Below are 21,629 nucleotides of genomic sequence, written 5' to 3'. Positions count from 1 at the left end.
GGGGGAGGGGAAGCGGGGGAGGGTGGCCGGGGTGGGGTTCAGGCTGGGCGGAGCCAGAGGGCGGCCAGGGGGGGTAGGCGTAGGGCCGCGGAGGCGGGCAGGCCGTTCCACGGGATGCTCTCCGCCCGCACCGCGCCGAGGTTGCCCACGCCGGATCCGCCGTACCCGCCGGCGTCGGTGTTCAGCACCTCGGTCCACCGGCCGCCGAGCGGCAGGCCGATCCGGTAGTCATCGTGCGGGACGGCGGAGAAGTTCAGCACGCAGACCAGCGGCGAGCCGTCCAGCGCGATCCGGACGAACGCCGCCACGTTCTTCGCCTGGTCGTCCGGCACGATCCACCGGAAGCCGGCGGGGGAGGTGTCCTGCGACCACAGCGCCGGGCAGCCCCGGTAGGTCCGGTTCAGGTCCCGCACCAGCCGCTGCACGCCGGCCCGCGCCGGGTCGTGGGGGAGATACCAGTCCAGCCCGCGGCTCTCGCTCCACTCCCGCTCGTCGGCCAGCTCGCAACCCATGAACAGCAACTGCTTGCCCGGATGGGCCCACATGAACGCGAGCAGGGCCCGGGTATTGGCAAGCTTCTGCCAGGTGTCACCCGGCATCTTCCCGACCAGCGAACCCTTGCCGTGCACCACCTCGTCGTGGCTGATCGGCAGCAGGTAGTTCTCGCTCCACGCGTACGCCAGGGAGAAGGTGAGCTGGTGGTGGTGGTACTGGCGGTGGATCGGCTCCTTCGACAGGTAACTCAGCGTGTCGTGCATCCAGCCCATGTTCCACTTGAAGCCGAAGCCCAGCCCGCCCGCGTCCGTCGACCGGGTCACCCCCGGCCACGCGGTCGACTCCTCGGCCACCATCACCACGCCCGGGTGGTGCCGGTAGACGGTGGCGTTGACCTCCTGGAGCAGGGCGAGGGCCTCCAGGTTCTCCCGCCCGCCGTGCTGGTTGGGCGCCCACTGGCCCGCGTCGCGGGAGTAGTCCAGGTAGAGCATGGAGGCCACCGCGTCGACCCGCAGCCCGTCGACGTGGAACTCGTCGCACCAGTAGAGCGCGTTGGCGACCAGGAAGTTGCGCACCTCCCGGCGATCGAAGTCGAAGACCAGCGTCCCCCAGTCAGGGTGCTCGCCACGGCGCGGGTCGGGATGCTCGTACAGCGGGGTTCCGTCGAACCGGGCGAGGGCCCACGCGTCGCGGGGGAAGTGCGCCGGCACCCAGTCCAGCAGCACCCCGACGCCGGCGGCGTGCAGCCGGTCCACCAGGTGCCGGAAATCGTCCGGATCCCCGAACCGCGCGGTCGGCGCGTAGTACCCGGTGACCTGGTAACCCCACGAACCGCCGTACGGATGCTCCATCACCGGCAGGAACTCGACATGGGTGAAGCCCATGTCCACCACGTACTCGGTGAGCTGATCCGCCAGTTCCCGGTAGGACAGGCCGGGTCGCCAGGAACCCAGGTGCACCTCGTACACGCTCATCGGCGCCTCGTGTACCGGCCGCCGGCCGCGCCGGGCCATCCACTCGCCGTCCGACCACTCGTACCGCGAGGAGTGCACCACCGACGCGGTGGCCGGCGGTGTCTCGGTGCACCGGGCGAGCGGGTCGGCCTTCTCCCGCCACGCCCCGTCCGGCCCCAGCAGGCGGAACTTGTACCGGTGACCGGCCGCCGCCGCGGGGACGAAGACCTCCCAGACGCCGCTGCCGCCGAGCGACCGCATCGGCCAACCGTCGTGCGGACCCCAGCCGGTGAAGTCACCGACCACCCGGACCTCCCGCGCGTTCGGCGCCCACACCGCGAACGAGACACCCGCCGTGTCGCCGATCGTCCGGACCCGGGCGCCGAGAACCTCCCAGAGCCGCTCGTGTCGGCCCTCGGAGATCAGGTGCAGGTCGAGGTCACCCAGACTGGGCGGGAAGCGGTCCGGGTCCCGCGAAACATCTGTGATCAACTCGTCCATCGGTTCCCCTCGGCTCGGGGCGTCGGCATGGTGGTCCGTCCGGTGTCCGACCGCCGGGCGGCGGTCCGTCCGGTGCCGGCGGCGGTGGCGCCGGGGCCTTCCGCCGCGGCCACCGGGAAGCCGGTGGAGGCGGGAAGCTGCGTCCCGTGCGGTCGGACCACGAAGACGTGCGCCGGATAGAGGTACGGGTCGAGCCGGACCGCGTTGCGCTGGCCCCAGTCGTAGCTCACCCCGGTCAGCTCGTCGGTGACGGTGAACCGCTCGTGCCAGTCGAAGCCCAGCGCCGGCATGTCCAGCGTCGTGTTGCCCCACTGGACGTGCTGCGAATCGAACGAGCAGATGACCAGCACCGTGTTGCCGGTGTCCGGGTCGCGCTTCGACCAGCACAGCAACGCCGAGTTGTCGATCTCGTGGAACCGCAGGTTGCGCAGCCAGCGCAGGGCCGGGTTGGCGTTGCGGATGGCGTTCAGCCTGGTCAGGAACGGGGCCAGCGAGCGGCCCTCCGCCTCGGCGGTCGCCCAGTCCCGGGGCCTCAACTCGTACTTCTCGTTGTCGAGATATTCCTCGGCGCCCGGCCGGGCCACGTGCTCGAACAGTTCGTAGCCGGCGTACAGGCCCCAGGACGGGGTGAGCATGCTGGCCAGCACCGCCCGGATCTTGAACATCGGCGGCCCGCCGTGCTGCAACGACTCGTGCAGGATGTCCGGCGTGTTCGGCCAGAAGTTGGGCCGCATGTAGTCGGCCGCGGCGACCAGTTCAGTGCAGTACTCGCGCATCTCCTGGGCGCTGGTACGCCACGTGAAGTACGTGTATGACTGGGTGAATCCGATCTTGCCGAGGCCGTGCATGATCGCCGGTCGGGTGAACGCCTCGGCAAGGAACAGCACGTCCGGGTCTACCCGCTTCACCTCGCCGATCAACCAGTGCCAGAAGTCGAACGGCTTGGTGTGCGGGTTGTCCACCCGGAAGATCTTGATGCCCTGGCCCACCCAGTGCAGCACCACGCGCAGCACCTCGGCCCGGATCCCCTCCGGATCGGTGTCGAAGTTCAACGGATAGATGTCCTGGTACTTCTTCGGCGGGTTCTCCGCGTACGCCACCGAGCCGTCCGCCCGGATGGTGAACCACTCCGGGTGCTCGGTGACCCACGGATGGTCCGGCGCGCACTGCAACGCCAGGTCCATCGCCACCTCCAGGCCGACGTCGGCGGCGGCGGCGACGAACGCGCGGAAGTCCTCCGGCGTACCCAGATCCGGGTGGATGGCGTCGTGGCCGCCCTCGGCCGCCCCGATGGCCCACGGCGAGCCGACGTCGTCCGGGCCGGCGACAAGCGTGTTGTTGGGGCCCTTGCGGTTGACCCGGCCGATCGGGTGGATCGGCGGCAGGTAGAGCACGTCGAAGCCCATCGCGGCCACCGCCGGCAGCCGGTCGGTCGCGGTCGCGAAGGTGCCGGAACGGGCGGGCGCGTCGACGGTGGCCGGCACCGCGCCCTCGGACCGCGGGAAGAACTCGTACCACGCGGAGAACAGCGCCCGGGGCCGGTCCACCCACAGCTCGTACGGCTCGGACCGGGTGACCATCCGGCGGACCGGATGCTCCCAGAGCAGCTCGGCCAGGTCCAGGGCCGGGGCGACCCGCTCGGCCGGCGTCCGCGCGGGGTCGCGCAACGCGGTGGCCGCGGCCCTGACCCGGTTGCGCTCCTTCTTGGGTACGCCGGGCCGCGCCTCCTCCAGCACCGCGGCGCCCTCGGCCAGGTCGTTGGCGAGATCCTCCGCGCCCTGGCCGGCGGCGATCTTCTTGGTGACGGCGTCCCGCCAGGTCAGGTACGGGTCGTCGAACGCCTCGACGGCGAAGCTCCAGGAGCCCACGGCGTCCGGCCGGATGGTGGCGTGCCACCGGTCCAGGCCGGGCTCACCGGGTCGCATCCGGACGGGCGGTCGGGGCACTGCGTCCGGTCCGCTCCAGGTCACCGTGCAGCCGAGCGCGTGGTGCCCCTCCCGGTAGGACAGGGCGGACACCGGTACGAGTTCCCCGACGACGGCCTTCGCGGGGTACCGGCCGCCGTCCACCGAGGGGGAGACGTCTTCGATGGGAAACCGTCCAGTCACGCCTGCCAACCTACTGTCCGAGATCGCTCTTCGCTCGGGTGGCACCGGTGCGCCCGGCACGGGGGGCCACTGCGACACGTATCATCTGTATTACGTAGGAGGGATCGTGTGATGAGGTTGAACAGCAAGGGTCAGGTAACCATCCCGGCCGCGCTGCGCGCCCGGTACGGATTGCACGAGGGGGACGAGGTCGACGTCGTCGAAGACGGTGGGGCGCTGCGGATCGTCCGGGTGACTGGAGCTGAGAGCAGAGGTCAGCGTCTGGTGCGCCATATGCGTGGCCGCGGTGGCGCCAAGGAGACGCAAGGAATGTCCACGGATGAGCTGATGGAGTTGCTGCGTGGCGAGTGAACGGCTCCGCCCGGTGGCCGCCCGGACCGACGACGTTGTCCCCACGCTCGTCGACACCAATGTGCTCCTTGACGTTTTGGTCGACGACCCCAAGTGGGCCGACTGGTCGGCCGACGCTCTCGCCGCGGCTCGGGACGCAGGTGTACTGGTCATCAACCCGATCATCTACGCCGAGGCGTCGGTGCGGTTCGCCACCGTGGAGGAACTCGACGAGGTCCTTCCCGCCGTGGACTTCCTTCGCGAGGAACTGCCCTATCCGGCCGGCTTCCTCGCCGGTAAGGCGTACCTGAACTATCGCGCGCGGGGCGGCGCCAAGCGTTCGCCGATCGCCCACTTCTATATCGGGGCGCACGCCGCGGTCTGCGGCTATCGGTTGCTGACCCGCGACGCTGCCCGGTACCGGACGTACTTCCCGAGGCTGGCGTTGATCACGCCGGACGACTGAGCGCTGGCGGACGCTTGGCGGCCGCATCAAGGCAGCTCGACGAATTCCCGGAGGGCGTCCTCGACGGTATTCATCGTGGTGTGCGAGACGAAGCCATGGTTGTCCCGTAGCGCACCGCGGTCGACGATTTGCACGACACCGTGAGACACGGCGCACGGCGTCGGTCACCGCGGCCGAGGCGTTGTCCTGTCCCTGGAGGTACGCGGCGACGTCATCCGGCACGCTGATGCTAGCTTGACGGTCATACTTTGATCCTACCGATATCGCCGCGAGGAACCGGTCAGGCGCGCAGCGTGGCGCGGTAGACGTCCATGGTGCGTTCGGCGATGGCGTCCCAGGAGAAGTGCTCCACGGCCCGCCGCCGGCCGGCCCGGCCCAGCTCGGCGGTGCGGTCCGGGTCGGCCAGCAGTTCGCCGAGGGCGGCCGCGAGGTCGGCGACGAACTTCTCCGGCTCCAGCGGCGTGCCGGTGCCGTCGGCGGCCTGCTCGATCGGCACCAGCAGGCCGGTCTGACCGTCGGCCACCACCTCGGGGATGCCGCCGGTGGCGGTCGCCACCACCGCCGTCTCGCAGGCCATCGCCTCCAGGTTGACGATCCCCATCGGCTCGTAGACCGACGGGCAGACGAACACCGTGCTGTGCGTCAGGATCTGGATGACCTCCGGCTTCGGCAGCATCTCCGGCACCCACACCACCCCGGTACGGCCGGCCCGCAGCTCGCCGACCAGACCCGCCACCTCGGCCGCGATCTCCGGCGTGTCCGGGGCGCCGGCGAGCAGCACGAGTTGGGTGTCCGGCGGCAGCGACCGGGCCGCGCGCAGCAGGTAGGGCAGGCCCTTCTGCCGGGTGATCCGGCCCACGTAGGTGACCGACGGCCGGTCCGGGTCGATGCCCAGCCGGGTCAGCACGTCGGTGCCCCGATCCGGGGCGTACTGCCGGGTGTCGATCCCGTTGTGCACCACCCGGATCCGCCCGGGATCCACCCCCGGGTACGCGGCCAGCACGTCCCGGCGCATCCCCTCGCTGACCGCGATCACCGCGTCGGCGGCCTCCAACGCCGTCCGCTCGCACCAGGACGAGAGGGCGTAGCCGCCGCCGAGCTGCTCGGCCTTCCACGGGCGCAGCGGCTCCAGGCTGTGCGTGGTCACCACGTGCGGCACCCCGTGCAGCAGCTTCGCGGTGTGGCCGGCCAGGTTCGCGTACCAGGTGTGGCTGTGCACCACGTCGGTGCCGGCACAGCCGGCGGCCATCGCCAGGTCGATGCCCATGGTCCGCAGCGCGGCGTTCGCCCCGGCCAGCCCCGCCAGTTCGGCGTACGCGGTGACGCCCGGCTCGGTGCGGGCGCCGCCGAAGCAGTGCACCCGGACGTCGGCCAGCCCGCGCAGCTCACGGGCCAGGTACTCGACGTGCACCCCGGCGCCGCCGTACACCTCGGGCGGGTATTCCCGGGTGAGCAGGTCGACGCGGAGACTGCTGGCCGGGGCGGTGGAGTCGGTCACCTCGCGGAGCCTAGCCGTAACTGGTTGCCCGTACGAGTGGTGAACCTGCGGCGGGGTGGTTAGCGTCGGTACATGGCTCCCAAGGTTCTCGCGATCGTCCTCGCCGGCGGGGAGGGGAAGCGATTGATGCCCCTCACCGCCGATCGCGCGAAGCCGGCCGTCCCGTTCGGCGGCATGTACCGCATGATCGATTTCGTGCTGTCGAATCTGGCGAACGCCGGCTTCCTCAAGATCGTCGTACTCACCCAGTACAAATCCCACTCCCTCGACCGGCACGTCACCAAGACCTGGCGGATGTCCAACCTGCTCGGCAACTACGTCGCCCCGGTGCCGGCCCAGCAGCGGCGCGGCCCGTGGTGGTTCGCCGGATCGGCCGACGCGATCTACCAGAGCTTCAACCTGATCAACGACGAGCAGCCCGACTACGTGATCGTCTTCGGAGCCGACCACATCTACCGGATGGACCCCCGGCAGATGCTGCAACACCACATCGACACCGGCGCCGGCGTCACCGTCGCCGGCATCCGCCAGCCGCTCAACCAGGCCGACCAGTTCGGCGTCATCGAGATGGGAGCCGACCCGCAGCAGATCCGGGCGTTCCGGGAGAAGCCCACCGACGCGATCGGGCTGCCCGACGCCCCGGACGAGATCTACGCCTCGATGGGCAACTACATCTTCTCCACGAAGGTGCTCTGCGAAGCGGTCGAGCGGGACGCCGACGACAAGACCAGCAAGCACGACATGGGCGGCAGCATCATCCCGATGCTTGTGGAACGGGGCGAGGCCACCGTCTACGACTTCCGCGACAACGACGTGCCGGGCAGCACCGACCGCGACCGGGGCTACTGGCGCGACGTCGGGACGCTCGACTCGTTCTACGACGCGCACATGGACCTGATCTCCATCCACCCCGTGTTCAACCTCTACAACACCGAATGGCCCATCTACACCGACTACCCGCCGTGGCCCCCGGCCAAGTTCGTGCACGGCTGGCAGGAACGGGTCGGCCGGGCCGTCGGCTCGATGGTCTCCCCGGGCGTGGTGATCTCCGGATCGCTTGTGGAGAACTCGGTGGTGTCGCCCAACGTGCGGGTGCACTCGTGGGCGCACGTCGAGGGTTCGGTGCTGATGGAGGGCGTCGACATCGGCCGGCACGCGGTGGTCCGCAACGCCATCCTCGACAAGAACGTCTCCGTCCCGGAGGGCGCCGAGATCGGCGTCGACCTGGAGAAGGACCGCGAGCGGTACACCGTGTCCAAGAACGGCATCGTGGTCATCGGCAAGGGCCAGCGGATCGAGCCGTAGCCGGTCAGGCATGACCCGCCCGGCGGCGGGGTACCCTGCGCATCCGCGCCCAGACGAGGAGGTAACCCCGCATGTCGGCCCATCCCCGCGCCGGTCAGCCCGCCCAGCCGAACGACCTCGTCGACGTGCCCCGCCTGGTCACCGCGTACTACGCCGAACAACCCGACCCGGCCGACCCGGCGCAGCAGGTCTCCTTCGGGACCTCCGGGCACCGCGGATCGAGCCTGAACGGGGCCTTCAACGAGCGGCACATCCTCGCCATCACCCAGGCGGTCTGCGACTACCGGGCGGCGCACGGCGTCGACGGGCCGCTGTTCCTGGCCAAGGACAGCCACGCGCTCTCCGAGCCGGCCCTGGTCAGCGCCGTCGAGGTGTTCGCCGCCAACGGGGTCACCGTGCTGCTGGACAGCCGGGACGGCTACACCCCGACCCCGGCCCTGTCGCACGCCATCCTCACCCACAACCGGGGCCGCGACGCCGGGCTCGCCGACGGCGTGGTGATCACCCCGTCGCACAACCCGCCCGCTGACGGCGGCTACAAGTACAACCCGACAAACGGCGGCCCGGCCGACACCGACGCCACCCGGTGGATCCAGGACCGGGCCAACGCGCTGATCGCCGCCGACCTCGCCGAGGTCCGGCGCGTCCCGTACGCCCGGGCCCGGGCCGCCGACACCACCGGCTCGTACGATTTCCTCGGCCGCTACGTCGACGACCTGCCGGCCGCACTCGACATCGACGCCATCCGCTCCGCCGGGGTACGGATCGGCGCCGACCCGCTGGGCGGCGCGAGCGTCGCCTACTGGGGCGAGATCGCCGACCGGCACCGGCTGGACCTGACCGTGGTCAACCCGCTTGTCGACCCGACCTGGCGGTTCATGACCCTGGACACCGACGGCAAGATCCGTATGGACTGCTCGTCGCCCAACGCGATGGCATCGCTCATCGAGCAGAAGTCCCGGTTCCAGGTGGCCACCGGCAACGACGCCGACGCCGACCGGCACGGCATCGTCACCCCGGACGCCGGCCTGATGAATCCCAACCACTACCTCGCGGTGGCCATCTCGTACCTGTTCGCCCACCGGGACGGCTGGTCGCCGCAGGCGGGGATCGGCAAGACGCTTGTCTCGTCGTCGATGATCGACCGGGTGGCGGCCGACCTTGGCCGCCGGCTCGTGGAGGTGCCCGTCGGATTCAAGTGGTTCGTGCCCGGGCTGCTCGACGGGTCCGTCGGCTTCGGCGGTGAGGAGAGCGCCGGCGCGTCGTTCCTGCGCCGCGACGGCAGCACCTGGACCACCGACAAGGACGGCATCCTGCTCTGCCTGCTCGCCTCCGAGATCATCGCGGTGACCGGCCGGACCCCCAGCGAGCACTACGCCGACCTGGTCGGCCGGTTCGGCGACCCGGCGTACGCCCGGATCGACGCCCCGGCCAGCCGGGACGAAAAGGCGGTGCTCGGCAAGCTGTCGCCGGAGCAGGTCACGGCGTCCGAGCTGGCCGGCGAGCCGATCACGGCGACGCTCACCCGGGCGCCGGGCAACGACGCGGCCATCGGCGGGCTGAAGGTGACCACCGAGTCCGGCTGGTTCGCCGCCCGGCCGTCCGGCACCGAGGACGTCTACAAGATCTACGCCGAGTCGTTCCGGGGCACCGAGCACCTGACCCGGATCCAGGAGGAGGCCCGGTCACTTGTCGGCGAGGTCCTCAAGGGCGCCTGAGCGCAGCCGGAGCCGGGGTGTGGCGGGGCGAGCACGGGCCGTGGCGTCCGCCTGAGCGTGCGGGACCCTGGTCAGCACCGTTCACTCGGACAGCCTCCCGTATCGGTGGTCCACCTCCCGCCGTATTTCGTCGGGCAGCAGTTCGCGCCACTGCTCCGGCAGCAGTGGCAGGTCCAGCAGGCTCAGCTTGAGCTGGCTGCGCTGCCGGTAGCGGCGCGGGTCGAAGCGCACCACCTGGCCGGCACCACGCTGGAACCGGACCTCCAGCGCGCCACCGCCCTCGACCTCCTTGGCGACGTGCCCATCGATCTCCACGGCCACCGTGCCGCTGCCGGGCCGCAGGTCCACCCGGATCCGCTCGGTGGGGGAGAGCACCACCGAACGGCTGATCCCGGCCATCGGCGCCGCCGGGGTCAACACCACCGCCTCGGTGGCGGGGGAGACCAGCGGACCGCCGGCCGCGTAGCTGTACGCCGTCGACCCGGCCGGGGTGCTGAACACCAGCGTGTCGCAGCGGTAGTAGCCGTACTGCTGGTCGTCGACGGCCAGCGTGGCGTCCACCAGGCCGGTGCCCGGATACCGGGTCACCGCGATGTCGTTGAAGGCGACCACCCGCTCGTCGCACACCACACAGCGTAGGCAGCTCCGGGGCTCGATGGTGAAGTCCCGGGCGGCCAGCCGGTCCAGGGCGCGCGGCAGGTCGGGCGGATCCACCTCGACCAGGAAGCCGAGCCGCCCCAGGTGTACCCCGAGCACCGGCTTCGGCCGGTCGACGGTCAGCCGCAGCGCCCCCAGCATGGTGCCGTCCCCGCCGATGCTGACCAGCGCCTCGCAGTCCTCCGCCAGCCGGCGCGGGTCCACCGCCGTGGTGCCGGGCGGCAACCGGTGCCCGTCCGCCCGGTCGACCAGGACCTCGACCCGCTGCCGCCACGCCCAGTCCAGCACGGTCGACGCCACCTCGGTGACGTCCCGCGTGGGGTGCAGCACCAGACCGACGCTTCGCATGCCCCTACCTCAGCACGACGGCGCCGGCGGCGGGAGCCAACCCGTGCTGCCGGGCCTGCACCGCGCGGGCGCTCCGGCCCGGTCGCCAGGTGGCGAGCAGCGCCACCGCCAGCGCGATCTCCGCGAGATCACCGCCGTAGTACATGAGCGTCGCCGCGGCCCGCAGATCGGCCGGCTGCGCCGGAACGGCCGTCACGCCGGCGTACATGAGCTGGGACAGCACCGCGTGCGCGGCCACCGAGACGCCGAGCACCACCAGGCGGGCGGGTACGCCGGGCCGGCGCGGGGCCGGATCCGGCCCCGCCACCACCCAGGCGAACAGGTAGCCACTCGCCAGGAAGTGCAGGTGTACCAGGGTGTGCAGCGCGGGGTCCCGGGTGGTGGCCGCGTACAGCGGGGTGACGTAGAGCAGGTAGAGCCCACCGGTGCCGAGCAGCAGCGCGGTGACCGGATGGCCGACCACCCGCGCCGGTCGGCTGTGCAGCAGCCGGCCGATGACCCGCCGTCCCGCCGGCGCCGACGAGCGCAGCAGTAGGGTCATCGGGGCGCCCAGCACCAGCGCCAACGGGGCCAGCATCCCGATCAGCAGGTGCTGGAGCATGTGTCCGGTGGCCGTCCCGATGCTGGCCACCGGGTCGGTGAGAGCCACGACGATCAGCAGCATGCCGAGCGTGAAGCTCGCCGCCCGCCACAGGCTCCACCCGCGCCGTCCGGGTCGGCGTTGCCCGGCCACCATTTCCAGGTACGCGGCCAGCACCACCAGCGCGAGCAGCGGACCCAGCGCTGCCCCGGCCCCGGCGGCATGGTCGTGTCCGGCGGTCACGACCGGCCGGCGTCCGAATCGGTGCCCCTCCGGCCGGCATCCGACCGGGTGCCCCTTCGGTTGGAGCCCGACCCGGTGCCCGACCGGTCGAACCCTGACCTGGCGGACCGGGTCGCGAGCAGCCAGCCGACTACCACGAGGACCGCCCCCAGCAGCAGGAAGCCCAGGTCCCACCAGAGCTGGTCGGGCCCGGGCCGGACGTGATGCACCGCCAGCAGATGGTGGTCGATGATGCCCTCGACGAGGTTGAACAACCCCCAACCGACGAGGATCCAGCCCCAGAGCACCGGGGATGTGACGAGCCGGCCCCGGGCGTGGGTGACCCGGGCGTACAGCAGCGCCAGGCCGGCCAGCACGCAGACCCACGTCACGACGTGGAAGAGCCCGTCCCACAACGTGTTGATCTCCAGGCCGTACACGGTGTCCGTCGGATACGGCCGCAGTCCGATGTTGTCCGAGCCGGCCGAGCTGAGCATGTGGTGCCACTGGAACACCTGGTGCAGGAAGATCCCGTCGACGAAGCCACCGAGGCCCACCCCCAGGATGATCCCCGGCAGCCGGACGGAGACGGAACGCTCCTGGCGTACCCTCTGGTCTGTCATGGTCACACTCCGCGATCCGGTGCTCGGTCGCCGTGCTACTGCCCCTATGCGGAGCCGTTACACCTGTCCGGATCCGCGCCCGGCGCGTGCCTGCCGGCAGGGATCGCTCGTTGGAGCAGTGGACCTGCCCCGACGAACGGCCATACGTCATGATTCTTTTCCTCGTGCAGTGCCCGACGCCCCAACACACCCCCACCTTCAACCGACTCGCGGACGAGTTCGGGCTGGATCTCACCGTCTTCTACCTGGAGCCGGCACCACAGGATGATCGTGGCTGGGGGGACGTGGTGATCTCCCATCGGTACGAGGTGCTGAGCGACGTCCGCGCCCGGGTCGCGCTGGCGCGGGCGCTGCTGTCGAGTGACCTGGCCGCGGTCTGCCTCTACGGTTACCGGGACCTTCCGCGGATCGGCGCCAGCCTCATCGCCCGGCTTCGGGCGACTCCTGTCTTCCTGCGGGTCACCGGCAACGTTCGGGACGAGTTGGCCCGTAGCCGGCTGCGCCGCCTCGCCAAGCGGTGGTATCTGCGGGCGATACTGGGTCAACCGGAGATCTGGGTCATCGGGACATCGAACGCCGCCTGGTGGGCCACGCTGGGGCAGCGGCGGCACCACCTCATCCCGTACAGCCTTGCCCGCCTACCCGATGGTGCCGACGGCGCACCGGCGTTGCGTCGGCAACTCGACCTCGCCGGGCGCTTCGTCTTCGCCTTTGTGGGCCGGTTGGAGCCCATCAAGGGCCTGGCGGACCTGCTCAACGCGTACGACCAGGTACGGGCCTCGCTGCCGCCGCACTCGACGGCACTCATGATCACCGGCTCTGGTTCTCTCGAACCACTGGTGCGCGACTACGCGAGCAGCCATGACGACTGCCACTATCTCGGTGCGCTGCCTCAGAGCCGACTCGGCGCGGTGTATGTCGCCGCCGACTGCGTGGTCATCCCGTCTCTCAGCGAGACGTGGTGCTGGGTGGTCAACGAGGCTCTCGGGTTCGGCACCAGGGTGGTCGCCTCCGACGCGGTGGCTGCGGCCGACGACCACGGTAGGGAGGAGACCGGCCGTCGGTGCCCGGTGTCGGACGCGGCGGGACTGGCTGAGGCCATGCGTTCGGAGTACGAGCTGGGTCCGCGTGCGGCACCACGCCTGCCGCCACGTGACACGGCAGCCGACATTGCCGACCGGTTACGGTCGGTCGTCGGTGTGGAGGCTCCCGGACGACCGAAGATCCTTCTCGACTGACAGTGTGTCGGGTGGCCGCAGGCCGGCCCGGCGCCACTGTCCTGCGGTCAGCAGCCGTCGAACGACTGAGCTGTCGCCTGCCGCGATTGCCGCTGGTGGGCGACGGTTACCCGCTCGCTGGACTCACCGATGGCGGGATCGGCGACGGCGAACATGTCGGAGCCGTAGCCGGCAGCCTCGGTGGGGTGTAGCCGGCCAGCCTCGTCCGGGCGCATCAGGTGGTACCCGTACCCGCGAAGCAGATCCGCGACTGGTGCCCGGTCCTCACCGAGCGTGCGCTCGCTCTGCTGGTTCCATTCGAGTTGCAGCACCCGGATGCGCTGGTCGGCCAGAGCGTGCCGGGCGCCCTCCAGGACCAGCCGTTCTGCCCCCTCGACATCGACCTTCACACCGGCTACATCGCGATCCCCGATCACCTCGTCGAGTGTCCGTACCGGCACTGTCCGACTTGGTTCGGTTCCCTCCAGGACGAGGTGGTTCATGCTGTCCTGGCCGACGCTGAGGCTCAGCTCACCAGGGCGGTCGGCCAGTGCGCACTCGAGAACCTCGATCGCCATGGTGTTGAGTGCGATGTTCCGCCGGAGTCGTCCGGCGGCGTCCGGATCCGGTTCGACGGCGATGACCCGGGCGCCCGTTTCTCCCGCCCATAACGCGTACGCGCCGACGTTGCTCCCCACGTCGATGAAGAGCGCCCCCGGACCGAGTAGGCGACGCCACGCCACCATCTCGCACCAGTCCGGCGGATTGGCATAGACCACTATGGACGCCCCGTGCTGGTGGAGCTCGGCAACCAGGCTCGCGCTGGTGCCGATCCGGGTGACGGTGGGCAGACCGAGTCGTCCCCGAAGCTGGAAGGTGGCCGCCCGGCCCACAGCGCGCAGCCGGCCCCCCCGGTTCGCGGGATGCTGCCAGACGAACGTCAGGACCTTCGCCGTGTTCGTTAGCGCGCGCACGCACGATCTCCTCTATTGGGAAGGAAGGGTTCATCCGTGTATCTCAACGATTCATGGCATGCGCTGGATCCGGCAGGGAGATAGCCGTTGGCGCCCGCTGGGCGATCAGGAGAAGCTCGTGGGCACGGACGGAGCAGCGTTCACAGGCGTCGTCGCGGTCCCCGTCCGGTGCCGACCTCGGGGGGTGGGCGGGCCTCGACGCTTGCGCCGACGCGCGAGTACGGTGACGGCGACGAGCACCGGTAGGTTCGTCATCTCCACGGCCAGCGTGGTGGCCGCCGCCTCGGTCGGCGTGAGTCCCGGCAGTTGGGCCGCGAGGGCCAGTCCGGTCAGGACGGCGACGAGGACCGCGTTCCGGACGGCGCTGCGGTGGTCACCGCTGACGATGAGGTTCAACGAGACGGCCCGGGTGATGACGAGGAACGGCATCGCCAGGATCAGTAGGCGCAGCCACAACGTCGAGTCGGCCATGGGCAGCCGTAGCAGTTCCGTGACCCACGGTGCGGTCAGCACCGTGCCGATGGCGATGATCGCTGCCACCGCGGCCATCAGGATCTCCCCCTCGTACCCCTGCGTCGACCGCATTTCCGGATCATGTCGGTGTCGGGCGCGCATCGCCGCCGACGTCCGCAGACCGCTGTAGGGCACCGAGGCGAGCGCCTGGTAGATGCCGACCACCGCGCCGAAGCATCCCATCACCACGGGGGTGCTCACGAGGGACAGCATCAGGGTGGGAACTCGACTGACGAATGCTTCCGCACCGCTGTATACGAAGAGCTGTCGGTTGAGGCGGAAGGCCGCCAGCCCGGACCTTGCTGAGAGGTTGCGCCACAGCGGCCGGCGACCGGCGGCTCCCCGGCAACACAGCGCCTCCGCAGCGGCGAGTAGTACGAGCGTGGCGATCGCGAGGGCCGCGGTCAGCGGAAGCCCGGCGAGCACCATCACGAGTGCCAGGAGCTTCGTGACACACATGACCAAGGCCGCCCACGCGGATCGCAGTTGCCGGGCCAGGTCCGCCGACTGAAGCTCGAAGAGGTTGTTGCCGATGGCCGTCACTCCCGCCGCCACCAGCGCGAACAGACTGTAGCCCCGGCCGCTGTAGGCGACCGCCACGACCATCGTTGCCGCGGCCAGGACCGGGACGGCGACCAGCAACCGTTGACTACGAACGGCGTGGCGCTCCGCTTCGGATCCGCTCAGGTACAGCATCGAAGATCCACCGACCAAGATGATCGAAACCCAGGCGAGTGCGGCCGTCATGACCGTGTACGCCCCGATTTCCTCCGTCTGGCCGAAGCGGGCGCTCAGCGCGAGGATCGCGGCATTGACGACGCCGGCCAGCAGGGTGGCGGAGGAGGTGGCCGCGGTCTGCAGGCGGACCCGGACCGGTGCGCCCGACGGCTGGGTGGGAACGGTGGTGCCCTTCGAACCTTCTCCGCCGCCCCGGCGCCCCGCCGTGGGGCGACGAATCACCGGAGACCCACCGAAGTGGTCGGTGTGCCGGTCAACCACCTTGGGGTGGGGTTCGCGGTAGCGCTGCCGGAGGTTTCCACAGGACGACTCCCAGGTGGTCGAGTGTGCGCGTGCTGGCCGCAGTCCGTTTCTCCCATGCCGCGATACCGAACGCGAACACCAGCCCGATCGCCGGGTAGAGCGCTAGGGCCTGTCTCCTGGATCTCTGGCGGGCTGCGGCGGGCCCAGACGACGCCCGGCGGCGTTGGCGGTTCGTCCGGATACAACACCGGTATACGGACGAACCGCCGCCTTGCCGGATCGCCGCCTGGACTCCGCCTCGCGCCACCGAGATCCAGGAAGCAGGCCCTAGTTTGACCGCGCCGTGGACGTCAGAACGGAAGGCGAAGGGCACCGAGGCGGCGGCGATGCTGTAGATCAGCTCCAAGGCTCGGGTGGGTGCCGCGGAGAACCGGGCGTAGAGCCAGGCGAGCGCCAGCCCGTACACGAACGGGAGCAGCAGGACACCGGGCAACCCGAAGTTCAACGCACCCTCGGCCGGGATGCTGTAGCCCCATCCCTGACCGTCGTTCGTCATACCGATGAGCGTCCGGAAATGAAACGCGCCCGTATCGTTCGGTTGGCCCCAGATCCACAGGGCGAGGGGCCCGGTCGCGCGCGTCAGGGTAACTGCGGCGGCCACCGGAAGTGCCAGCGGGACGTCACCCGCCGACAACATGTTGACTACTCCCATGGCATGGCGGTCGTGGCTGCCGTCGACGGGGCGCCGGTGTGGTGGGGCTGCCCGCAGAGCCAGATCATCCGGTCGATCACCTTCGCGGGATCCTCGAACGGATCCAGCGTCGCCACCTCCGTCGGATCCAGTGACGGAACGGTGACGTGGGAGATCAATGGGTGGAGTGGTCGAACGTCGGCTTCGCTCGCGCCCAGAAGCTCCTCGTGGAGCTTCTCGCCGGGGCGCAAGCCGGTGTAGACGATGTCGACCGACGTCCCGGCGTGGGCACGGAGCTGACGCGCGAGATCGTCGATCCGGACCGGCTCTCCCATGTCCAACACCAACGCCTCGCCGTCACGCCCGATGGCGGTGGCCTGCAGGACGAGGTGGACCGCCTCCTGCACGGTCATCAGGTACCTGGTGACGTCCGGATGGGTGACCGTGATCGGCAGTCCCGCGTCGATCTGCGCCTGGAAGGCGTTCACCACCGAGCCCCGGCTACCCAGCACGTTGCCGAACCGGACGCTGAGGAACGTGCCGTCGAGTACACCCGCCGCGTGTGCGGCCAGCCGTTCCGTGATGCGTTTCGAGTATCCGAGCACGCTTGTGGGATTCGCCGCCTTGTCGGTGGAGATGTTGACGAACTTCGCCACATCGTGGCAGGCGTCGAGGACGTTCTGGGTGCCTCGGATGTTGGTTTTGACGGCCTCGCCGGGGTGCCGTTGCAGCAGGGTGAGGTGTTTGAGGGCGGCTGCGTGAAACACGATCTCCGGTCTCCGCTCGGCGAAGATCCGTCGGATTCCCTCGGCGTCGCGGATGTCGGCGAGGATGAGTTCGGGGCCGTCGAGCAGGGCCCGGCCGGAGAGGGACAGTTGCAGGGCATGCAAGGCTGATTCGTCCCGGTCGAGCATCATCAGCTCGTTGGGTCCAGCGCGCATGATCTGCCGGCACAACTCCGAGCCGATGGACCCACCGGCTCCCGTGACGAGCACCCGCCGGCCGGTGAGCCCGGTGGCATTGGTCACCAGGTCGGCCACGACATGGCGGCGTCCCAGCAGATCCGATATCTCGGGACTGCGGACGTCCGCGACCCGGATCCGATCGTCCACCAACTCCCGTACCGGCGGCAGGACCTTGAAGTCCGCTCCCGCGGCCAAGGTTCGGGTCCGGATGTCCCGGACCAGTTCGGCGTCGGCGCTCGCCACCGCGAAGATTAGGGTGGTGGCTCCCGTCCGGGCCACCGCGTCAGCGATGTCGTCCCGACCACCGAGCATCCGCAGTCCGCTGAACCGCAGTCGCCGCCGGTCGGGATCGTCGTCAAGCAGGCCGACCGGGAGGTACCGGCTGTCCGGGTCACTGAGGAGCGCCCGGAGCAACCCTTGCCCGGCCACTCCCAGTCCGAACAGCAGGACAGGGGTGGCCGAACCGGCATTTGGTCGAAGCCGGCGGTCACCGACCCTGCGGAGGATCCAGCGTGCCTCCAGCATCAGGACGACAGCGATGGCGGCGCCGACGAGCGGGGTGTTGGCGGGCACCTGCGGAGCGGGAGTGGCCAGCAGCACGGCCAATCCGAGGGTCGCCGTCCCGGCGCTGGTGAGGACCAGGTACTGCGCTTCCGGAAGGCTGCCCAGCGGGTGCCGTCCCAGGTACCGGTCCAGGATCCGGCGAACCAGCCCGTGGAGCAGGCCGGCGACAAGGCCTATGCCCAGCGCCACCAGCAACTGGTCGACGGTGATGTGGAAGTTGTCAGTCGCCCACGTTGCCAGGGCGCAGCCGGTCGTCCAAGCGGCGATGTCACTGCCCAGCAGCACGGGCGCCCGACGCATCGCCACCCTGCCGAGGCTGGTGTGGCTGGCCGGTCCGGGTGTGGTGCCTGGAACGGTGGACTCCACGTGCGGCTCCCTTGGTCGGGCATGGCGTTGTCTGTTCGCGTGTCCGGCGGAGCCGGAGGTCGAACCGGGTCAGGAGCCGTCGCTGCCGGGCCTCGTCACCGGCTCCACCTCGGTCGGACCGGACGCCGCGACACCAGTGCGGGTTCCGGTGGTGGCCAGCCGATCCTCGGCCTCGGCGGCGGCAGGATGATGTCGCTGGCTGCGCTCGATGCCGGTGGTTTGCTCCACTGCCGCGCGGAGCTGCTGGTAGAAGGCGCTTCGCCGAGGCAGCAGGACCTCAGCCGAGTAGTCCGCCGCCCGTCCCAGGTTGGCGGCGGAGGCGGTGGCCATCAGCTCCGGGTCCGTAATCAGCCGATCGATGGCGGTTGCCAGCGCCGGTACGTTGTCGGGCGGCACGAGATACCTCGTGGGGAGCACTTCCGGAATGCCGCCGACGTGACTGCCGATGGCAGGCAGCCCGCGGGCCATGGCCTCCACCATGGCGTTGGGTATGCCCTCGGCCCGGGAGGGCATCACGAACATGTCCGCTGCGTCGAGTTGCCGGCGGACCGCTTCGCCGGCAGGCAGATGACCGGCGAACGTGACCTGGTCGCTGACGCCGAGTCGGGCGGCGAACTCCGCCAGCCGCGGGCGGCAACGGCCGTCTCCCAGGTGCACCAGCCGGAGTTGGTGACCGGCGGCGTTGAGCCGGGCCAGGGCGGCGATGGTCGTGTCGACCCCTTTGGTGATCCAGTCGAGCGAACCGACAGAGATCAGCGTGCGGGCGGTGCTGGTCCGCTCGATGTCTCGTGGTCGAGCGACGTAGGCATCCGCGGACAGGTCCACGCACGAGTACGCCGTCGAGAGCGCGGTGCGGCCGGGCGGGTACCTCCGCTGGAGGTAGGAGTCGGTGACGTAGGACACCGCGATGGCTCGGCGACAGAGCTGCTTGAGGCGGGCGCTGTACCGCAGGCGGACCAGCGGCTGAAGCGGATGGCTCATCGATCCGGGCGCGAAGGCATCGTACGGGTCGGCCATGACCTCCATGGCGTATGGACGTCCCTGTCGGTCCAGCAGCCCGGCCAGCAGCGATCCGATGAAGGACGGGACCCGCAGGATCACTGCGGCCGGCCCGTCGTCCGTCGCCACCGCCCCGGCCAGCGAGCGGCGGACGGCAGGCAGACGCCGCAGATACTGGCGCGGTCCCTGATAGTACGGAAGGGGCCAGACCGTCACGCCTGGGCCACCCACCGGGTGTGCCTTCGCCGGCGGGTTCGGGACATCCTGGACCCGTGCCACCACCCGTACGCCGTCGAAGGCCGTCAGGTAGTGAGCGAAGAACTGGTAGGCGTAGCTGTCGTAGGTCCACACGGTGCCGTCCGGGCTCCGGACATAGCGCGACTCGACGGTGATGAGGGCTCTCATGAACTCTCTTCCTTGCCTCGACAGGGCTACGGCGTGTCAACGGTGTCAGGCTCTAGAACGACGGAGTCCACGTCACGGTCGCGGTATGAAAGGCGTGACCGTGACCTGGGGGCCGCATGTCGACCGCGTACCGTAACCAGCGTGTGACGGCGTCGTTAGGAACTTTCCGGCCGACATGCCGGTGGCCTCGGCCCGCTGGTGGCGCCCGGCCCGCCCGCCGTGTGGTCGGCGACGACGTAACAGTTCATCGGGCGGCCCTCCGGGGTCGTGTAGCTACCCCGGGGGGTCCACCCGGCGCGGCGGTAGAAGTTGTTCACCGCCTCGTTGTCGACCCGGTCGGTGATCAGGTAGGCGCTCCGGGCACCGCGCTCCCGTGCCCGGAGCCACCATGCTTCGATCAACCAACGGCCGTGGCCGGCGTGCTGGGCGGTCGGGTCGACACATATGGAACTGAGCAGTGCTCCCTCGGCTCCGACCGGTACCGTGCCGCGATAGGCGATGGCCCGGAGCAGGCGGAGCGCTGTTCGTGGCCGACGCAGGGCGGCCGGCAGTCCCGCCAGAGCGAATCGGAGCCCCCGGGTGCGTAGGAGGCGTCGGAAGAACCGGTCCGGCGTGAGGGTGCCGACGGCGACACCGAGGATCCGACCGTTGGCGGTCCGCGTCACGGCCGTGACCGCGTCCGGATCGGAGAGAAACCCCGAGTAGAACTCGCGTAGGAATCGCTCTCCGAGGCTGGACAGGAAGAAGTGGGGGAACGCGCGCGTGTGCAGGGCCGCCGCGGCGCGGATATCGGCGGGTTCGAGGGTGTCGCTGGGATCGAGGGTCGTCTCACTCACCGGCGTCCTCCGATCACGGCGGCATGTAGCGCGGCCTCCACCCGTCGTACCCCGGTCGCCAGGGAGAACTCTCGACGGTAGTAGTCGCGCCCGGCCCGGCCGAGCAGGTGCAGTTTCTCGCGGCCGAGTTGACACAGTTCCCGGATGCCGTCCGCGATCGAGCTGACGTCTCCCGGGCGGGCCGTGATACCGGCGCCGCTGTCGCGGGCCACGGTGGCGACGTCACCGTCCACGGCGGTCAGTAGGGCACGACCTGCGGCGAGGATCGCCTGTACCTTGCTCGGCATTGTGTACGGCGCCATCCCGGTTGGCCGGAGGCTGACGAAGTGCGCGTCTCCGGCCGCCATCAACGCGGGCATGTCTGTTCGCGGCAGCCGGCCGAGGAAGGTAACTGACCGGAGGCCGGCTTCCTTCGCCCGGGTGCGTAGCCGATCCTCGGCCAGTCCCGACCCGGCGATCAGGCACACCAACCGGGGGTCGTCGACGAGAGCGCAGGCGTCGAGCAGGACGTCGAGCCCTTGGGTCTCGCCGAGCGTCCCGGCATAGACCAGGACTATCTGGTCGTCACGAAGACCGAGCTCGGTGCGGAGGTCACCGGGCGCCGATACGGGTGTCTCGTCCGCCCACATCGGGATGTATGCCAACTTTTCTCTCGGCACGCCGCGGCCCGCCAGCAGGTCGCCAACGCTCGGCGATATGTACGCGACCTGGGCGGCGGAGCGGTACATGGCCCCGCACCACCCGTGCATGGCCCGCTCGATCGTCTGCCGGCCGATGGACCTGCCGGTGGACGCGTCGGGGAGGAAACCGCTCGGGGCCACGGCGTCGGGCCACAGGTCGAGAACGTGTAGCACCAGGGGGATCCGGTGCACGAAACGCGCCCACCACGCCGGTAGGGCGGTGGTGATCGGAGAGTTGCTGACCCAGAGGGCATCCAGGCCGTGCAGCGCGTCCATTCCGGAGGCGACCGCCGAGACCGCGAACGTGCCGTATGTGGTCAGTCGGCGGATGGCCGAGGCGTCGTGGCTGGGGTAGAGGGCGACCCGGCGGATGTGGACGCCGTCTACTACCTCGTCCATTCGGCGGCTCAACCGGTAACCCGGCATGACGCGGCCCGTTGGGTAGTTCGGGAAGCCGGTGACCACCCGCACGTCGTGTCCTCGGCGGCCCAGTTCCCGAGCGAGCACCGCGGGCAGGCTGGCCGGTCCAGGTTCCGGTGCGAACCACTGGGTGAGCAGGCCAAGCCTCATGGATGGCACATCGATCATACCGGTACAAACGACTGTTGATTCCATTAGATAGCTATGAGACGGG

General features: G+C 70.1%; 18 protein-coding genes. 5 read left to right on the top strand and 13 right to left on the bottom strand.

Features of this window, described 5'->3' with window-relative positions; translation table 11 throughout:
- Positions 1-38: 38 nt before the first annotated feature.
- Complete coding sequence (gene glgB / locus ACFQUZ_RS30095) at positions 39-1,949, bottom strand: 1,4-alpha-glucan branching protein GlgB (protein ID WP_377448278.1); 1,911 nt, start codon at positions 1,947-1,949, stop codon at positions 39-41.
- Positions 1,937-4,057, bottom strand: a complete 2,121-nt coding sequence (locus tag ACFQUZ_RS30090) for an alpha-1,4-glucan--maltose-1-phosphate maltosyltransferase (protein ID WP_377448276.1) — start codon at positions 4,055-4,057, stop codon at positions 1,937-1,939. The genes glgB and ACFQUZ_RS30090 overlap by 13 nt, the downstream gene beginning before the upstream one ends.
- 111 nt (positions 4,058-4,168) lie before the next feature.
- On the opposite strand from ACFQUZ_RS30090, the gene ACFQUZ_RS30085 reads away from it, so the two are divergent.
- Positions 4,169-4,408, top strand: coding sequence for an AbrB/MazE/SpoVT family DNA-binding domain-containing protein (locus ACFQUZ_RS30085; protein ID WP_377448275.1), 240 nt, complete (start codon positions 4,169-4,171; stop codon positions 4,406-4,408).
- Complete coding sequence (locus ACFQUZ_RS30080) at positions 4,398-4,853, top strand: type II toxin-antitoxin system VapC family toxin (RefSeq protein ID WP_377448273.1); 456 nt, start codon at positions 4,398-4,400, stop codon at positions 4,851-4,853. Before ACFQUZ_RS30085 ends, ACFQUZ_RS30080 begins: the two co-directional genes overlap by 11 nt.
- A gap of 280 nt (positions 4,854-5,133) precedes the next feature.
- Here the strand turns inward: ACFQUZ_RS30080 and glgA are convergent, their stop codons facing one another.
- The gene (gene glgA / locus ACFQUZ_RS30075) at positions 5,134-6,351 is read right to left on the bottom strand and encodes a glycogen synthase (RefSeq protein ID WP_377448271.1); all 1,218 of its coding nucleotides are present in this window, start codon (positions 6,349-6,351) and stop codon (positions 5,134-5,136) included.
- Between the two features lie 72 nt (positions 6,352-6,423).
- Here glgA and glgC point away from each other — a divergent pair, with 72 nt between their 5' ends.
- Together glgC and pgm are read left to right on the top strand one after the other, a co-directional pair.
- Complete coding sequence (glgC, locus tag ACFQUZ_RS30070; RefSeq protein WP_377448269.1) at positions 6,424-7,656, top strand: glucose-1-phosphate adenylyltransferase; 1,233 nt, start codon at positions 6,424-6,426, stop codon at positions 7,654-7,656.
- A gap of 71 nt (positions 7,657-7,727) precedes the next feature.
- Positions 7,728-9,374 carry a phosphoglucomutase (alpha-D-glucose-1,6-bisphosphate-dependent) gene (gene pgm / locus ACFQUZ_RS30065; RefSeq protein WP_377448267.1) on the top strand — a complete coding sequence of 549 codons (1,647 nt, stop codon included), beginning with the start codon at positions 7,728-7,730 and terminating at the stop codon, positions 9,372-9,374.
- An 81-nt stretch (positions 9,375-9,455) separates the two neighbouring features.
- On the opposite strand, the gene ACFQUZ_RS30060 is transcribed toward pgm, so the two are convergent.
- From ACFQUZ_RS30060 to ACFQUZ_RS30050, 3 genes are read right to left on the bottom strand one after another with little or no spacing between them, the layout of a single operon-like run.
- Positions 9,456-10,379 (bottom strand): NAD(+)/NADH kinase, encoded by a 924-nt coding sequence (locus tag ACFQUZ_RS30060; RefSeq protein ID WP_377448265.1) that lies wholly within the window; start codon positions 10,377-10,379, stop codon positions 9,456-9,458.
- A 4-nt stretch (positions 10,380-10,383) separates the two neighbouring features.
- The gene (locus ACFQUZ_RS30055) at positions 10,384-11,202 is read right to left on the bottom strand and encodes a cytochrome c oxidase assembly protein (protein ID WP_377448263.1); all 819 of its coding nucleotides are present in this window, start codon (positions 11,200-11,202) and stop codon (positions 10,384-10,386) included.
- Positions 11,199-11,804: a DUF2243 domain-containing protein gene (locus ACFQUZ_RS30050; RefSeq protein WP_377448261.1), complete on the bottom strand. Its 606-nt coding sequence runs from the start codon at positions 11,802-11,804 to the stop codon at positions 11,199-11,201. The genes ACFQUZ_RS30055 and ACFQUZ_RS30050 overlap by 4 nt, the downstream gene beginning before the upstream one ends.
- Before the next feature lie 110 nt (positions 11,805-11,914).
- Here ACFQUZ_RS30050 and ACFQUZ_RS30045 point away from each other — a divergent pair, with 110 nt between their 5' ends.
- Positions 11,915-13,042, top strand: a complete 1,128-nt coding sequence (locus ACFQUZ_RS30045) for a glycosyltransferase family 4 protein (RefSeq protein ID WP_377448259.1) — start codon at positions 11,915-11,917, stop codon at positions 13,040-13,042.
- Between the two features lie 47 nt (positions 13,043-13,089).
- On the opposite strand, the gene ACFQUZ_RS30040 is transcribed toward ACFQUZ_RS30045, so the two are convergent.
- The 7 genes from ACFQUZ_RS30040 to ACFQUZ_RS30010 all read right to left on the bottom strand — a co-directional run bounded on the left by ACFQUZ_RS30040 (position 13,090) and on the right by ACFQUZ_RS30010 (position 21,565).
- On the bottom strand, positions 13,090-13,995 hold the full coding sequence (locus ACFQUZ_RS30040) for an FkbM family methyltransferase (protein WP_377448258.1): 906 nt from the start codon (positions 13,993-13,995) through the stop codon (positions 13,090-13,092).
- A 105-nt stretch (positions 13,996-14,100) separates the two neighbouring features.
- A complete protein-coding gene (locus tag ACFQUZ_RS30035; RefSeq protein WP_377448257.1) occupies positions 14,101-15,468 on the bottom strand; it encodes a lipopolysaccharide biosynthesis protein in 1,368 nt (455 codons plus the stop codon).
- A gap of 31 nt (positions 15,469-15,499) precedes the next feature.
- A complete protein-coding gene (locus ACFQUZ_RS30030; protein WP_377448255.1) occupies positions 15,500-16,186 on the bottom strand; it encodes an O-antigen polymerase in 687 nt (228 codons plus the stop codon).
- A gap of 5 nt (positions 16,187-16,191) precedes the next feature.
- Entirely contained in the window at positions 16,192-18,009 is a 1,818-nt protein-coding gene (locus ACFQUZ_RS30025) for a polysaccharide biosynthesis protein (protein WP_377448298.1), read from the bottom strand.
- Positions 18,010-18,144: 135 nt separating this feature from the next.
- Positions 18,145-19,479: a glycosyltransferase family 4 protein gene (locus ACFQUZ_RS30020; protein ID WP_377448253.1), complete on the bottom strand. Its 1,335-nt coding sequence runs from the start codon at positions 19,477-19,479 to the stop codon at positions 18,145-18,147.
- 155 nt (positions 19,480-19,634) lie between these two features.
- The gene (locus ACFQUZ_RS30015; protein ID WP_377448251.1) at positions 19,635-20,315 is read right to left on the bottom strand and encodes a GNAT family N-acetyltransferase; all 681 of its coding nucleotides are present in this window, start codon (positions 20,313-20,315) and stop codon (positions 19,635-19,637) included.
- A complete protein-coding gene (locus tag ACFQUZ_RS30010) occupies positions 20,312-21,565 on the bottom strand; it encodes a glycosyltransferase family 4 protein (protein ID WP_377448249.1) in 1,254 nt (417 codons plus the stop codon). The genes ACFQUZ_RS30015 and ACFQUZ_RS30010 overlap by 4 nt, the downstream gene beginning before the upstream one ends.
- Positions 21,566-21,629 lie beyond the last annotated feature (64 nt).

Origin of the sequence: Plantactinospora sp. GCM10030261 (assembly GCF_042666615.1) — a bacterium.
Taxonomy (GTDB): domain Bacteria; phylum Actinomycetota; class Actinomycetes; order Mycobacteriales; family Micromonosporaceae; genus KBS50.
Note: the sequence above shows the minus strand (reverse complement) of the source record. Positions and strands in the feature narration are given on the sequence as shown.

Coding starts and splice junctions, on each gene's coding strand:
- glgB (WP_377448278.1), bottom strand. CDS start 1,949: ATGGACGAGTTGATCACAGATGTTTCGCGGGACCCGGACCGCTTCCCG.
- ACFQUZ_RS30085 (WP_377448275.1), top strand. CDS start 4,169: ATGAGGTTGAACAGCAAGGGTCAGGTAACCATCCCGGCCGCGCTGCGC.
- glgC (WP_377448269.1), top strand. CDS start 6,424: ATGGCTCCCAAGGTTCTCGCGATCGTCCTCGCCGGCGGGGAGGGGAAG.
- pgm (WP_377448267.1), top strand. CDS start 7,728: ATGTCGGCCCATCCCCGCGCCGGTCAGCCCGCCCAGCCGAACGACCTC.
- ACFQUZ_RS30060 (WP_377448265.1), bottom strand. CDS start 10,379: ATGCGAAGCGTCGGTCTGGTGCTGCACCCCACGCGGGACGTCACCGAG.
- ACFQUZ_RS30050 (WP_377448261.1), bottom strand. CDS start 11,804: ATGACAGACCAGAGGGTACGCCAGGAGCGTTCCGTCTCCGTCCGGCTG.
- ACFQUZ_RS30030 (WP_377448255.1), bottom strand. CDS start 16,186: ATGTTGTCGGCGGGTGACGTCCCGCTGGCACTTCCGGTGGCCGCCGCA.
- ACFQUZ_RS30025 (WP_377448298.1), bottom strand. CDS start 18,009: ATGCGTCGGGCGCCCGTGCTGCTGGGCAGTGACATCGCCGCTTGGACG.
- ACFQUZ_RS30020 (WP_377448253.1), bottom strand. CDS start 19,479: ATGAGAGCCCTCATCACCGTCGAGTCGCGCTATGTCCGGAGCCCGGAC.
- ACFQUZ_RS30010 (WP_377448249.1), bottom strand. CDS start 21,565: ATGAGGCTTGGCCTGCTCACCCAGTGGTTCGCACCGGAACCTGGACCG.